General features: G+C 34.1%; 15 protein-coding genes. 2 read left to right on the top strand and 13 right to left on the bottom strand.

Annotated elements, in window-relative coordinates:
• Positions 1–352 precede the first annotated feature (352 nt).
• The 5 genes from ACFSJT_RS20165 to ACFSJT_RS20145 all read right to left on the bottom strand — a co-directional run bounded on the left by ACFSJT_RS20165 (position 353) and on the right by ACFSJT_RS20145 (position 5,994).
• On the bottom strand, positions 353–1,105 hold the full coding sequence (locus tag ACFSJT_RS20165; protein WP_378322164.1) for a LytR/AlgR family response regulator transcription factor: 753 nt from the start codon (positions 1,103–1,105) through the stop codon (positions 353–355).
• Positions 1,089–2,978 carry a tetratricopeptide repeat-containing sensor histidine kinase gene (locus ACFSJT_RS20160; protein WP_378322163.1) on the bottom strand — a complete coding sequence of 630 codons (1,890 nt, stop codon included), beginning with the start codon at positions 2,976–2,978 and terminating at the stop codon, positions 1,089–1,091. Before ACFSJT_RS20160 ends, ACFSJT_RS20165 begins: the two co-directional genes overlap by 17 nt.
• Positions 2,979–3,130: 152 nt before the next feature.
• The gene (gene fabD, locus ACFSJT_RS20155; RefSeq protein ID WP_378322162.1) at positions 3,131–4,015 is read right to left on the bottom strand and encodes an ACP S-malonyltransferase; all 885 of its coding nucleotides are present in this window, start codon (positions 4,013–4,015) and stop codon (positions 3,131–3,133) included.
• Between the two features lie 83 nt (positions 4,016–4,098).
• On the bottom strand, positions 4,099–5,013 hold the full coding sequence (locus ACFSJT_RS20150; protein WP_378322161.1) for a fructosamine kinase family protein: 915 nt from the start codon (positions 5,011–5,013) through the stop codon (positions 4,099–4,101).
• Positions 5,014–5,055: 42 nt separating this feature from the next.
• Entirely contained in the window at positions 5,056–5,994 is a 939-nt protein-coding gene (locus ACFSJT_RS20145; protein WP_378322160.1) for a dihydrofolate reductase, read from the bottom strand.
• Between the two features lie 65 nt (positions 5,995–6,059).
• Between ACFSJT_RS20145 and ACFSJT_RS20140 the strand changes: the two genes are divergently transcribed.
• Together ACFSJT_RS20140 and ACFSJT_RS20135 are read left to right on the top strand one after the other, a co-directional pair.
• Positions 6,060–7,142 carry an aminotransferase class V-fold PLP-dependent enzyme gene (locus ACFSJT_RS20140; protein WP_378322159.1) on the top strand — a complete coding sequence of 361 codons (1,083 nt, stop codon included), beginning with the start codon at positions 6,060–6,062 and terminating at the stop codon, positions 7,140–7,142.
• 101 nt (positions 7,143–7,243) lie between these two features.
• A complete protein-coding gene (locus ACFSJT_RS20135; protein WP_378322157.1) occupies positions 7,244–7,540 on the top strand; it encodes an isoamylase early set domain-containing protein in 297 nt (98 codons plus the stop codon).
• 30 nt (positions 7,541–7,570) lie between these two features.
• Here the strand turns inward: ACFSJT_RS20135 and ACFSJT_RS20130 are convergent, their stop codons facing one another.
• The 8 genes from ACFSJT_RS20130 to ACFSJT_RS20095 all read right to left on the bottom strand — a co-directional run bounded on the left by ACFSJT_RS20130 (position 7,571) and on the right by ACFSJT_RS20095 (position 15,084).
• A complete protein-coding gene (locus ACFSJT_RS20130) occupies positions 7,571–7,852 on the bottom strand; it encodes a DUF427 domain-containing protein (protein WP_378322156.1) in 282 nt (93 codons plus the stop codon).
• A gap of 11 nt (positions 7,853–7,863) precedes the next feature.
• The gene (gene egtD / locus ACFSJT_RS20125) at positions 7,864–8,841 is read right to left on the bottom strand and encodes an L-histidine N(alpha)-methyltransferase (RefSeq protein ID WP_378322155.1); all 978 of its coding nucleotides are present in this window, start codon (positions 8,839–8,841) and stop codon (positions 7,864–7,866) included.
• A gap of 11 nt (positions 8,842–8,852) precedes the next feature.
• Positions 8,853–10,019 (bottom strand): ergothioneine biosynthesis protein EgtB, encoded by a 1,167-nt coding sequence (egtB, locus tag ACFSJT_RS20120; RefSeq protein ID WP_378322154.1) that lies wholly within the window; start codon positions 10,017–10,019, stop codon positions 8,853–8,855.
• Between the two features lie 102 nt (positions 10,020–10,121).
• Positions 10,122–10,550, bottom strand: a complete 429-nt coding sequence (locus ACFSJT_RS20115; RefSeq protein WP_378322153.1) for an energy transducer TonB — start codon at positions 10,548–10,550, stop codon at positions 10,122–10,124.
• A gap of 24 nt (positions 10,551–10,574) precedes the next feature.
• A complete protein-coding gene (locus tag ACFSJT_RS20110) occupies positions 10,575–11,399 on the bottom strand; it encodes a thymidylate synthase (protein WP_378322152.1) in 825 nt (274 codons plus the stop codon).
• 156 nt (positions 11,400–11,555) lie between these two features.
• The gene (locus ACFSJT_RS20105) at positions 11,556–13,346 is read right to left on the bottom strand and encodes a NupC/NupG family nucleoside CNT transporter (RefSeq protein WP_378322151.1); all 1,791 of its coding nucleotides are present in this window, start codon (positions 13,344–13,346) and stop codon (positions 11,556–11,558) included.
• 65 nt (positions 13,347–13,411) lie between these two features.
• The gene (locus ACFSJT_RS20100) at positions 13,412–14,029 is read right to left on the bottom strand and encodes a bifunctional nuclease domain-containing protein (RefSeq protein ID WP_378322150.1); all 618 of its coding nucleotides are present in this window, start codon (positions 14,027–14,029) and stop codon (positions 13,412–13,414) included.
• A gap of 86 nt (positions 14,030–14,115) precedes the next feature.
• Positions 14,116–15,084 carry an electron transfer flavoprotein subunit alpha/FixB family protein gene (locus tag ACFSJT_RS20095; RefSeq protein WP_378322149.1) on the bottom strand — a complete coding sequence of 323 codons (969 nt, stop codon included), beginning with the start codon at positions 15,082–15,084 and terminating at the stop codon, positions 14,116–14,118.
• Positions 15,085–15,091 lie beyond the last annotated feature (7 nt).

Raw genomic sequence — 15,091 nt, 5'->3', positions numbered from 1 at the left:
CTCCCAAAATTGATGATTATTGACCTCAAGACTTGCATTTGGATCTATTTCTACTTCGGTATCAGAACTACACAGGAAAAAATAACAAAAAGTACAAACATTGAAAGAAAACGTAGATTTTTCATATCAAAAAAAAACTAAAATTACATTAGTTACCAATTGATCTATCAAAATGAATCCATGGTATCCGGCACTTATAAACTCTTTATGACCCATTGATTTATCTTTTTCTAAATTGCATAAAGAATAAAGAACTAACAATGAGGTCTTTGTGATTCGCTATTATAAGAAAATATATGTGCTATATAATTTAATAGATAGAATCCTACTTGAAGTAAAAATCAAATTTTTTTTATTGCAACAATAACTTTTTGAAGGATGCTTCTTTTCTGGATTTCGAAATCGAGAAGACCTTGCCATCCTGCATGGTTACAAACCCACCATCGGCTCGGGAAACTTGTTTTACGTAGTTACTATTAATAATTGTAGAATTATGAATCCTCAAAAAACTAAACCTAAGTAATAACTCTTCATAATGCTTTAGACTTTGAGATACCAGGATCTTTCCTCGATCTCGAACAAAAATTTTGGTATAACTTCCATCGGCAGTACAATACATTATAGCATCTACATCTATGATCTCGTAACCATCAGAAACTGGTATCGGAATAGTTTTGGAGTTATTTCGTTGCTCCAATTTGGATAAAATACTCTTTGCCTGCTCAGATAGAATATTATTATTAACCCTATCAAAAGCCAGGTCTACAGCCTTAATTAAACTTTCAATTTTAATGGGCTTTAACAGATAATCAATTGCCGCAAATTCGAAAGCTTTCAAGGCATGGTTATAAGCAGAAACAAATATAATTTCAAAAGGAATAGTCTTCAGTCGTTGTAATAACTCAAAAATGGTAGAGGTGCCCAATTGAACATCCAGGAACACCAAATCAAATTTTTTGGTACTTATGAGCTTTTCAGTCTCATCCAAAGTATTGGCTACATCGTCAACAACAACTCGGGGACAAAAATGCTCTAGTAAATATTCAAGATTTTCTCTTCCGCTTATTTCGTCATCAACGATTAGGGTTTTAAGTTTCTGTATCATTAGGTTTTAAGATTGGGAGTATTATTGATACACGTGTACCTAAAGATACTCCTTTTTTTGAAAATAAATCTTCAATATGATAGGTTACTTTTTTATATCCATTCTTTTTTAAGATTCTTATTCGCTCTGATGTATTTATAGAAGAAATTGATAGGTGCCTATTGGTTTTTCCTTGTTTATTTCTTATCGCCTCTTTCCTGCCTACTCCGTTATCTTCTACCACGCATTTAATACCATTACAAATGTAGTGTAAAGATAGTTTTACAGTACCTTTCTCTTTTTTATTTACAATACCATGTAATATGGCATTTTCAACAATCGGCTGAATGATCATGGCAGGTATTTGTATCGTTTCTTCTAGAAGTTTTGGATCAATCTCCTTTATATATTCAATTTTATCTCTGAAACGTAACTTTTGTAGATCGACATAAAGGTCAATAAGTTCGAGCTCATTTTTTAACTCGATAAATGAATCTTTTGAATTTTCAAGTATGAGACGAATGGCATCCGAAAACTTTATCAAATAATTGTATGCCTCAAATTTTTCAGACTTTAAAATGAAGTTTTGCACACTATTAAGGGTATTAAAAATAAAATGTGGATCCATTTGAGAACGTAATGCATGCAATTCGTTCTCTAAAAGTTTTTGATTTTTTACAGCAATGACAGTCCTATTACGTTGATTGTACCACAGCAACGAAATCGTTAGAACAACAATTAAAACAGCAGACAAAATAATGTACTGGATATATTTATTTCGAATCCTTTCTTCACTTTTTTTCTTTTCGATGGATAGATCTGTTAATTCTTGCTGCTTCTCTGACAATTGTTTTTCGGATTCAATCTTGTTGATTTTGTTTATAGTCTCTACACTAAACAAACTATCCCTTGCCCTAATATGTTGCTGAAAGTAAAATAAGGCTGTTTTAAAATCCTTTTCTTTAAGTTTAAGTTGATACATTGCCTCGTTACATACAATCGAAGAAGATTGGATCCCAAATTTATTTGCAATTCTAATACCTTCTTTTAAGTATTTCTGAGCATCTTCAAAATTTCCTAACTCCATATTAGATACTCCTAGTGTATGCAATAGATTAGTTTTATAAACAGGTCTATATGCTAATTCTGATTTCGATTTTTCAAGAAGGTTCAAACCTTCTTTAGTATACTTTAAACTTAATTCATAGTCCCCTAAATTGTAATAGGCAAAACCAATATTTCCTTTGGTTATTCCTGCAAGAAGCTTTATTTGTAAGGAATCGGCACCTCTTAAAACTTCCTTGTAATAGGCAAGTGCCAAATTATAGTTTCTTTCTTGAGAAGAAAGAGCGCCTAGATTTAGTTTGACAGTTAAACCAGCGTTAAAGTTATTTAGTAATTCACACACCTCAAGTGCTTTATTATAAAATTGTCTGGATTGTCTTATCTTTTTAGTGATTTTATAAAATATGCCAAGATTGTTAAATAAAAAAAAATGCTCGTGACTTACATTCGTGCTATCAATTTCTGAAACAAGTTCAAGGGCGTCATTGTAAATTTTTAGAGAAGCATCTAAATTACCAACATTACGATAAAATGTTGCTTTATGGGCGAATGCACCTATCAATGCTGAAGTATCCTTTAGCTGTCTGTAGTATTTGACGGAAGAATCGATGTTCTTTAATGCTAATATAAGCTGATTATTAATTGAATAGTGACGGGCTATGTCTTGATATTTATTCGCAAAAGAAACCGTATCTTTCAACAATCTTGATAGCAAAAGACTCTCTTTGGAATACTTTAAAAAAATTTTAGGTTTTTCAGTTTTTAATAAAAGGGATAAAGAGTCTATTCTTTTTCGAGATGTAAATAACAAACTATCTTTCGAGGACATAACAGTCCTTTCTTTGTTTGCCTCATTTTGAGAATAAGAAAATGAACTAAAAAAGAAGATCAAAAAAAAGAAATACCCAATCAAATTCTTATCATACATCAGCACTGCATAATTATTGTCTAATTAGGTACTTAAACTAAATATTTGAAATATTATTTTACTTCGGCCACCATAGTTTCAGCAGACCTATCTATCTTTTTTACCAATCCAGATAGTACTTTCCCGGGTCCAACCTCGGTAAATAATGTTGCTCCGTCTTTGATCATATTTTGCACACTTTGTGTCCATTTTACAGGTGCTGTAAGTTGTGCAATCAAATTTTTCTTGATCTCTGACGGATCTGTGACCGCAGTTGTTGTCACATTTTGATACACCGGGCAGTTTGGCGTATTAAAAGTTGTGGCTTCGATGGCGGCGGCAAGCTCCTCACGTGCCGGTTCCATAAGTGGCGAATGAAATGCACCTCCAACGGGTAAAACCAATGCTCGGCGAGCTCCTTTTTCTTTCATCCACTCACAAGCTTTATTAATGGCTTCAACTTCTCCAGAAATAACCAATTGCCCCGGGCAGTTATAATTTGCCGCAACTACAATTCCTTCAGTAGCTTCACACCCTTCTTCTACCACATTATCATCTAATCCCAATACTGCAGCCATTGTTGAAGGGGTTAATTCGCAAGCTTTTTGCATGGCCATTGCTCTTTTTGAAACCAATTGCAATGCATCTTCAAAATTAAGAGCTCCGTTAGCTACCAAAGCCGAAAACTCCCCCAGAGAATGTCCTGCCACCATATCGGGCTTAAAACTATCACCCAATACTTTACTTAAAATTACCGAATGTAAAAAAATAGCCGGTTGAGTAACTCTGGTCTGTTTCAGCTCATCAGCCGTACCTTCAAACATAATTTTGGTAATCTCGAAACCTAAGATGTCATTGGCTTTATCAAAAAGTTCTTTAGCAATTTTTGAATTTTCATATAGATCTAAGCCCATTCCCGAAAATTGAGCCCCTTGACCAGGAAATATATATGCGTTCATGTACTGTATATTTAAATTTTTGACAAAAGTAAGGATTAAAAGTTATAAAGTTGCCAAGCTTAAAAGTAGTAAAGCATTTGAAATTAATAATGGGCTCTAACAATTTGATTGACTTTATTGTAATAAGAACTGCCAAATAAATTAAGATGAACCAACAGGTAATACAGCTGAAAAATTGGAATCCTATCCCTGCAACCTTCTTTCAAAGGGAAAATCTCGTTATAAACCTCGAATAGTTTTGTTTTGAAACCACCAAAAAGTTGCATCATAGCTATATCCATCTCTCTTGGCGCATATCCTATTGCAGGATCTATCAAACATGGCAAACCATTTTGATCCACCAAATAATTACCACTCCACAAATCGCCATGAATTAAACTTGAGGGTTCGTTTATGATTTCTTTGGTAATATTTTTATAAAAAGTGTCTAATTTAGAAAACGAAAATCCTTTTTGTACAGCTAATCTAAATTGAGGCTCTAGTCGTTGTGTTATATAAAATTCTGACGCTGATTGACACTTTGTATTATATTGGGGCAAACTACCTATGTAATTGTCATAGTCTAAACCAAAATACGGTTTGCAATGTTGATGTAATGTCGCTAGTTTTATTCCGAATACTTCCCAAAAATTATCAATAGGTTGACCTGATGACACATACTCCATCATCAAAAAAGACCAATTCCCTACGACTCCAAAATGCAGAATTTCAGGTATTTTAAATGTATTGGATTTTTTAAGTTCTTGTAATCCTTTGGCCTCAGCTTCAAACATCTTTGGGAAATTTGATGATTTATTGAGTTTAACAACAATTTTTTGGGTAGTAGTAGCCAAGAGATAAACTTCATTAATATCTCCTCCTAATAACGGTCGAGTTACTTTAATTTTCTCTGAAAGCAGACTTTTAATATATATTATGATTTCTGAAGATATCATCACTAATATTATTACATCCAGCTGTCCTGCTAAATAGAGTTTAAGAGCGAGGCGCAAATACATACAAAATCTCTTGAATCTGCTCTAGACGAAAGACCATTAAAATTACTTCCTTATATATGTCAAATATGTAAATGGGTAATTATGTTTTTCATCACTATCGTGAAATTCTTCTTTTTCGAGTTTCCAGATAGTAGTATCGATTTCAGGGAAAAATGCATCTGCTTCAAAGTCGGCATGTACTCTGGTAAGCTCAATACAAGTGGCGTGATCCATACCCATTGCATAAATCTCGCCACCACCAATAATAAATGGTTGCAAATCACTTTTAGCTATTTTTAGCGCATCTTCCATAGAATGCACAATAATTGCTCCTTCTGCCTGATAATCTTCTTTTCGGGTAATAACAATATGTACACGATTGGGAAGTAATTTAGGGAAAGATTCAAAAGTCTTACGACCCATAATAATATGGTGCCCTGTAGTAAGCTTCTTAAAACGTTTAAAGTCATCAGGCAAATGCCATACCAGATCATTGTCTTTTCCAAGAGCATTGTTTTCTCCGGCTGCAGCAATCATTGTTATCATAGGATTCGTCTTTTTTACTTCTTCAACAATATTAGAGGCTTTCCCTTTGATAAACGCTTCTTTTTTTTTGATAAGCTCCTCTTTAGGATACATTAAATCTATATCTTTTTGAATAAGTGCAATTTCTTCTTTCTGTTTAGTAATTAATCGTTCCATTTGGTGATCTGTCCACTCTTGTCCCATAAAGGTGCTAAACAACCATACATTACAAAAATGTAATACAAACAAAAATGCCCAACCAATGATCCCAATCACACACCAGTACGCACCAAAAAATATAATTTCTTTTCCAAAACCAAAAAGAAGGTTAAGAACAACCATGAATAATGATGCGACTGCAAAAACTATAAAATGCTGAAAAAGTCTTTTCTTTTGAATAATTCGCCTACGTGCATGCTCATAAAGTTCGCGTTGCTGTGGATCAATTTGTATAGTCTCTTTCTTTTTTGAAAACATATTAATGCTAACTTAGTATCGGCAAGTAAAGATATAGTTTTTGCCAAAAACCGCTAAAGTTACTTATGAAGAATTTAAGAAAAGAATTTCCTGCTTTATTGCACAATACTTACCTCAACACTGCTTCTTCGGGCTTACTTTATGACTCACTTTTGGAGAACCGACAAGAGCATGATCTGGACTTTCTTATCGGTGGGAGTACCTTTAGAAATCAACAACAAGATTTTTTAAATGGTATACGAAAAACTATCGCAGAATTTTTTGGAAATTCTAAAGATGATACTGTATTGACTCCTAATTTTTCTTTGGGGTTTAATACAATACTAAATGATCTTGACAAGAATAATAAAGTGCTTTTATTGGAAGAAGATTACCCTTCGATCAATTTTGCAGTAACTAGTAAAGGATTTGAAGTTAGTTATGCAAAAGTTGGTCTGAATATGGAACAAAATATTGAGACGGCTATCGAAAAACACAAACCAGATATATTCGCATTTAGTTTAGTACAGTATATTAACGGTATTGCTATTGATCTGGATTTCCTTATTTCTTTAAAAATCAAGTACCCTGATCTATTGATCATCGCAGACGCTACCCAATTTTGCGGAACTCAGGTTTTTGATTTTAAAACTTCTGGGATTGATATCCTTGGATGCAGTGGATACAAATGGTTGCTGGGCGGGTACGGCAATGGATTTGTATTGTTTAATACTGGTGTTTTGGAGCATATCACACCAGAAAACTACAAAAATGCAGCAAAAAACAGACATTATGATCCCTCTTATACTAGCCTGATTGCAAGATTTGAATGCGGCCACTTAGACACATTCAATTTTGGAAGTTTACAATATTCACTTGATTTTTTAAACAAAATTGGGGTTTCAACAATCGAAAAACAAATTAATAAATTAAGTGCCTATACCAAAGAGGAATTAAGTAACCTAAGACTTCTGGACCAAAATATAAAACAGCGCAAACAGCATAGTTCTATTTTTAATATTAAAGGAGATCAAAAACTATTTGACTACTTAATGAGTCAAAACATAATTACTTCATTAAGAGGTTCTGGTATTCGTATAAGTTTACATTTTTATAACACCATTGAAGATATAGACAAACTACTTAATACACTACATCGTTATCGTTAATAAATACCGGTAAATCTGCTATTTACTTCTTTCTTAATCTATTAGCTTTGTGATACTTTATTTTTAAAGTATTAACCAATAACTAATATAAAACGAGAATTATGGCGATTACCAAGCAGTATTTAAAGACTAAACCCATTTGTAAGGTAACTTTTATCGTTCCTGCTCAAGAAGCAAATAGCGTAAGTGTGGCTGGAGAATTTAATGAATGGAGTACCGAAGCAACGGTTCTTAAAAAGCTGAAAAATGGAAATTTTAAAGGAACGGTAGATCTTCCTAAGGATCATCAGTTTGAATTCAAATATGTTGTAGATGGTCGATGGACTAATGAAACCGATGCAGATGGTTATCAATGGAATGATTATGCCGCGGCTGACAATAGTCTACTGGTATTATAAAATTTCTTGAGGAGTTGAGATTGTTTACGACTAATCTACAACCTCAACTCCTTTCCAAAAGGCAACATAACCTTTTATTTGTTTTGCAAGATCACTGGTTTCAGGATAATACCAGGCTGCATCTTTATTTTCTTTTCCTTCTACATCTATTGTATAATATGAAGCAACGCCTTTCCACGGACAATTAGTATGCGTATCACTGGATTTAAAAAATTCTTTTTTTATGGTTTCGGGAGGGAAATAATGGTTATTTTCTACAACTTTGGTATCATTACTCTCTGCTATTACCTTTCCATTCCAAATTGCCTTCATCTGTCTATTTTTTATTTTGTTTTTGTAATTAAATAATTCTTATAATCTTCATTTTTATCGGTAAAAGATCTTAGAATATTCAAACCCGATTCTTCAGAAAGCCATTTTACAATATCATCATCATATTTCTGAGAGATCTCTGTATGTATACTTTCCCAGGCTTCAAAATGGACTTGTAAAGATAAATCGTCGATATCTACGGTTTGTTTTTCTTTACTTACCAAATAGCTTTTTGCTGTTCCACTTTCGGGATCGTATGTCTCCCAATGCATAAATTTATCAAGATCAAAGTTTCCGTTGAGTTCCTTATTAATTCTAGCTAAAACATTTTTATTGAAAGCTGCAGTTACACCTGTTTTATCGTTATAGGCATCCAAAACCTTCTGCGGGTGTTTTTTTTGATCAAAACCCATAAAAAGTAGATCGTCTGTATGCATGGCATTACAAAGTTTTCTTAAAAATTGAATAGCTCTTGGATGCAATAGATTGCCAATATTCGATCCTAAAACCATGATGACTTTTTTGCGATCACTCATATGCTTTAACCGGTCCAAAACCTCAAAATATTCCCCAATTTGTCCTTGAACAGAAACTCCTGGCATTTCACGATCTAAACCCTTTACTAATCCATCTATTGCATTTTGGCTAATATCGATGGGCATATACGTAAAATCATAATCATTTTCCTGCAATTCTTGCAACAGAATTTTTGTCTTTTTACCATCGCCTGCTCCTAATTCTATGAGGTCAAATCCTTCTTTGTCCGTATCAAAACTCTTAACAATATCTGATGTATTAGTTTTGAATATTTCATACTCGGTTCTGGTGAGATAATACTCTGGCAATTCCATAATCTTTTGAAAAAGTACGTCGCCCACCTCATCATAAAAATATTTTGATGATAAATATTTGGGAAAGGCTGATAATCCTTCGCACACTTCTTTTTCGAAAGTAGAAATTAATACTTTTTGATCTTCTTTACAGTTCATTAAAATATAGATTAGGTATCTTTCACCAATCGCAACCCGGTGAATTGCCATCTTAAATATGGGTGAAAAAAATTGCGATATGTGGGTCTTGTATGATTTTGTGGTGTAGCAACGGATCCTCCTCGGAGTACTTTTTGGTTCACCATAAATTTACCATTGTACTCTCCTAAAGCACCTATAGCCTTTTTATAACCTGGATAGGGTGAATATGCACTTTCTGTCCACTCCCATCGAAGGCCCCACTGAAAATATTGCTGAGCCACTTCCCATTCAAACTCGGTCGGAAGACGCTCTCCCTTCCATTGAGAAAATGCAAATGCTTCATAATACGATATGTGAGTTACAGGGGCATTAAGATCCAAATCCTTTAAGCCTCGAAGTGTATATTGATGATACCTCCCCTCTATATTGTGCCAATATAATGGTACTTTTATTCCATAACTATTAATCCAGTCCCATGCCTCAGCATGCCATAATAAGCTATTTTTATAACCGTTATCTTCAACAAATTCAAGATATTCTTTATTAGAAATCAATGTATTGCAGATATTATATTCTTGGAGAAAAACTTTGTGCACACCTAACTCATTATCGTAGCAAAAGTCATGTCCTTTATACCCTATTTCATAGATTCCTTCCTCGATATTGATATATTGAGATACCTGGTCAGAAGTAGGATTTTCTGTAAAGGTTTCATTGTACTTAGGGAGTAGAGGATTATTACCCAGAATATATTTTATATCAGTTATTAATAGTTCCTGATGTTGTTTCTCATGATGAATACCAATTTCAACAATATCTTGTATTTTTTCATTACTATTCTCTTCTAAAAATGCCTGTAAATGAGAAGTAACATAATCTCTGTATTCATAGACTTCACTAACTGTGGGTCTGGAGAGATTACCTCTATCTGTGCGCACAACTCGTTTCCCTACACTTTCATAGTAACTATTAAAAACATAGGCATACTCTGGATGAAACCTTTTATAATTGGCAACATATTTTGACAAAATAAATTCTTCAAAAAACCAAGTGGTGTGCCCTAAATGCCATTTTGGAGGTGATACATCTACAATCGGTTGAATCACGTAATCCTCTATTTCGAGAGGTGCACAAATTTCTTCGGTATCAGAGCGAGTTTTTATAAAAGAGGTAAGTAAATTATCTGTAAGAATCATAAAAAAAGTGCATTCGATTTACGAATACACTCAAATTTAATGATTTTTATTTTTATTATACTTTTAACAAGGTTAATGCAATGTTAAAATATATGGATTAATCTATTGTTGCGGCGGTCTAAAAGTAATTGGCACTGTATATGCTATGGCGATAGGCTTATTACCCCATTTACCTGGTTCCATTTTGGGGATTGATCTAATTATTCTAATTGCTTCTCTTTGAAGGTAACGATGAGCTCCAGTAACTTCAATAACTTCTACTTTTCCTTTTTTGTTTATTATAAACTCTACGGTAACAGTACCAGAAAGTGCCTCATTAATTGCAACTTCTGGGTATTCAAAGTTTTCTAAAATATGTCGTCGTAATTTACTGTCAAAACAATTTGCAGGTTCTTGTCTGGACTTATCGCACTTTGGCCAAATAGGAGTAATTCCTTTTTCGTTTGCATTTTCCTGAGACAGTATGATACCATCCTGTGAAAAAGAAGATCCAGAAAGTAATATCGCTAATAATAGTAATAATTTTTTCATCTCTATTTATTTTAAATTTGGGGGTTAAACTGCCACCGCGCCTTTAATGTGTGGGTGCGGATTATAGTCAACTAATTTAAAATCATCAAAAACGAAGCCAAAAATATCTTTCACTTCTGGATTGAGTATCATTTTAGGTAATTTACGAGGTTCTCTCGAAAGTTGCAACTCTAACTGTGCCATATGGTTATTATATATATGAGCATCTCCAAAAGTATGTATAAACTCTCCCGCTTCGTATCCGCAAACCTGTGCTATCATCATTGTAAATAATGCATAAGAAGCTATATTAAATGGCACTCCTAAAAATATATCTGCACTGCGCTGGTAAAGCTGACATGATAATTTTCCGTCGGCAACATAAAATTGAAAAAAGGCATGACAAGGAGGTAAAGCGGCCTTACCATTTGCGACATTTTCAGAAAAAGATTTAGAAGTATCAGGCAACACACTAGGGTTCCAAGCCGATACTAACATACGCCTGCTATCTGGATCATTCTTAAGTGCTTCTACTACTTCTTTTATTTGATCTATTTCATCACCATTCCAGTTACGCCATTGATGCCCGTATACAGGACCTAATTCACCGTTTTCATCTGCCCATTCATTCCATATACGAACCCCATTTTCTTGAAGATATTCAATATTTGTATCTCCTTTAAGAAACCAAAGAAGTTCGTAAATGATAGATTTAAGGTGTAATTTTTTGGTGGTAACCATAGGAAAACCTTCACTAAGATCGAAACGCATTTGATATCCAAAAACGCTTTTTGTACCTGTTCCGGTTCGATCTTCCTTCGCATTTCCATTCTCTATTACATGACGCACGAGATCATGATATTGCCTCATATTATTCCTTACTATTTGTATTAATTGTCAAAGTCTGTTAAGTACTTTTCAAATATACAAAAAATAGGTTTCGAGATATTGTTTAACCTAAAGATTATAAAATAGTTATAAACCAATGGAAAAATTTATGATTTCGATAAAATATGGTCGAAATATTTATCCTATAATCATTCCTGCAATGGTTGCAGATAACAATGAAGCTATAGTTCCACCAAGAAGAGCTTTCATTCCGAACTCTGATAATGTCTTTCTTTGACCTGGAGCCAAAGAACCAATACCCCCAATTTGAATTCCTATGGACGCAAAATTTGCGAATCCGCAAAGCATATAAGTAGCCATAATTACAGATTTATTATAGGTGAGATGAAGTGGATTTGCAGGATTTTTTAAATCTGCTAATTGAATATATCCTACGAACTCACTTGCCGCTAGTTTTATCCCTAATAATTGCCCCATAAGCATCATATCTTCTTTGGCAACACCTATTAACCACATTAAAGGTGCAAAGATGGTTCCTAGAATTGCTTCAAGAGAGAATTTGTCATAAGGTGTATTTTCTGCAATAAAAGAGTTTAAGGTAGTTATATTTCCAAACCAGCCTAAGATACCATTCAACATAGCAATTAATGCGACAAATACAAGTAACATTGCTCCTACGTTAGCGGCTAATTTAAGACCTTCTGTGGTTCCGTTAGCAATTGAATCTAAAACATTCGCTCCAATTTTGTCCTGAGTTATTTCAATATTGGAATCAAATTCCTCGGTTTGAGGGTACAAAATTTTAGAAATTACCACAGCTCCTGGTGCCGCCATAACCGAAGCTGCTAATAAATGTTTAGCAAAAACCAGCTTTAAAGCTTCGTCATCCCCTCCAAGAAAACCAATGTAGGCAGCTAGCACACCACCGGCTACTGTTGCCATTCCTCCTATCATCACCAATAAGATCTCAGAACGATTCATGCGCTCCAGATATGCTTTGATCATCAATGGTGCTTCTGTTTGGCCTAAAAAAATATTACCTGCAACACTTAGACTTTCTGCTCCAGAAATTTTTAGTAATTTAGTAAGAACCCAGGCTAAAGCCTGAACTATCTTTTGAATTACTCCCAGGTAAAACAATAAGGATGTTAATGCCGAAAAGAATATAATCGTAGGCAGTACCTGAAATATGAATATAAAACCATAAGAATTTACATCCATGATTCCTCCTAATAAAAACTCACTTCCGGCTACAGTATAATCTAATATTGCAACAAAAAGACTTCCAACAAACTCAAAAGTACTTTGAACAAAACCAACTTTTAGCACTCCAAAGGCTAACAATAATTGAGCTCCTAGACCTATTCCTACTGTCTTCCAATTAATATTTTTTCGATTGCTACTAAATAGAAATGCAATAACCAAAAGCGCAATCATACCCAATATCCCTCTCCATAAACTATTAAATGAAAAACCTTGACTTGGAATAATTTCATCCTGAGAGGTTTCTAGCTTCACATACTTAGGATGTGCCTTAGAAATCAAATCGATAACTTCAACCCCTTTTTTAAGTTTCATTGAGTTTGAAGTTTCCATCACGACTTCATAATACACATCAACAACTTTAGGTACTTTTTGTTTTAAAACGATTAGATTATTGTTTTGAATCCAATACCCACTAGTAAAAATGTTATCAATCAATGAACTATAGGTCCCATCATTATTTAAATCTATAAAATCCTTTCCCCTAATAAACTCTTTAGCACCAGAAATACTGTCAGGATATTTAAAAAAGATAACATATTCAGAAACTTGCCAAAAGGAAGATCTTGTAAAAGATTCATTAGTAGTCTTGACATTATCTTTAGGTGTAGTAATACTATCTTTAGGTGTATTTTCTATTGATTGTGCCGACAGAATTGTAAAAACAGATAATAAAAGTAGAAAAGTAAGTAGTCCTTTCTTCATAAAAATTGAAATCGTTAAAAAAATATAATTAGATCCCCTAAATTGTGTGTGTAAATGTGATGTATCTAGTCTCTTTTGGAAATTTCATCTCTAATTCTTGCTGCAAGTTCATAATCTTCATTTGCAACTGCCTGATCCAGCATTCTGTTAAGTTCTTCGAGAGATAGATCTTTATAACTAGTTTCCTTACCTGCCATTTCTACATCTTCTGATACTAACTCATCAACTAACAAACTTTCTGGGTCGTCATCATCATCTTTTTTAGGATTAACTTTAAGGTAGATTCCGGCCTGGTCTAAAATATTCTTATAGGTAAATATAGGCGCCTGAAAACGTAATGCTAAAGCAATAGCATCACTTGTTCTTGCATCTATTATTTCTTCGATCTTATCTCGTTCACAGATAATACTGGAGTAAAATACTCCATCGACAAGTTTATGAATTATCACTTGTTTTACGATAATATCAAATCGATCTGCAAAATTCTTGAAAAGATCATGTGTTAATGGCCTGGGAGGTTTAATCTCTTTTTCTAAAGCAATTGCTATAGACTGTGCTTCAAAAGCGCCTATAACTATTGGCAGTTTTCTTTCTCCATCAACTTCACTTAAAATTAGTGCGTATGCCCCATTCTGGGTCTGACTGTATGATATTCCTTTTATGTTCAGTCGAACTAAACTCATATTGCTCTCAATAAAAAAAGGCTGTTTGAACATGCGGACTTTTACCTAAGTTCAAACAGCCCTTAATTGGGCACAATTTATGAAAATTATGCGTTATTCGACTTAAATTCCTTTAATTTTTCGATAAGTTTAGGCACTACCTCAAAAGCATCTCCTACGATTCCATAGTCTGCAGCTTTAAAGAAAGGTGCTTCGGGATCGTTATTAATTACCACCTTAACTTTACTAGCATTAATTCCTGCAAGGTGTTGAATAGCTCCAGAGACTCCAACGGCAATATATAGATTAGAAGCAACTGGTTTTCCTGTTTGCCCAACGTGCTCTCCATGAGGCCTCCAGCCCATATCGCTTACAGGTTTAGAGCATGCAGTTGCAGCTCCTAATACTTCTGCGAGATCTTCAATCATTCCCCAATTCTCAGGACCTTTTAACCCGCGCCCACCAGACACTACAATTTCTGCATCTGCAATAGATACTTTATCTGTTGCCTTATCTACAGAAGTGATACTTACTGCGAAATCTTCATCAGATAATGAAGGCTCAAAAGCTTCTGCGGTAGCTGCACCAGAATTTTCCTTGAGTCCGAATGCATTATTAGATAACCCTATTACTTTTACATCGGTTGACATTTCGGTAATATTAAAGGCTTTATTAGTGAATGCTGTACGTTTCACTTTGAAAGGCGAGGCGCTCTCTGGCAATGCCACTACATTGGATGCATATCCTGCATTAAGATTTACGGCTAAAAGAGGTGCTAAAAACTTACTATCAGCAGAAGAACTCACAACCACTACCTTGGCTCCTTCTTTTTCTGCAGCTTGTTTGAGAGTATCTGCATATGCTTTTGCATTAAAAGTAGACAACTTGTCGTTTTTTACTTCTAATACCTTATCTACACCATATATTCCTAATTCATTGGCATCACCTCCATTTATACTCACAGCAGTTACTGTAGTACCCAACATGTTAGCCACTTCTTTTGCGTAAGAAGCCACTTCGAAAGCTACTTTTTTAAACTTTCCTCCTTCACTTTCTGTATATACTAAAACTGACATATTATTA

It is taken from the genome of Aquimarina celericrescens, assembly GCF_042682765.1.
Lineage (GTDB): Bacteria > Bacteroidota > Bacteroidia > Flavobacteriales > Flavobacteriaceae > Aquimarina > Aquimarina celericrescens.
Note: the sequence above shows the minus strand (reverse complement) of the source record. Positions and strands in the feature narration are given on the sequence as shown.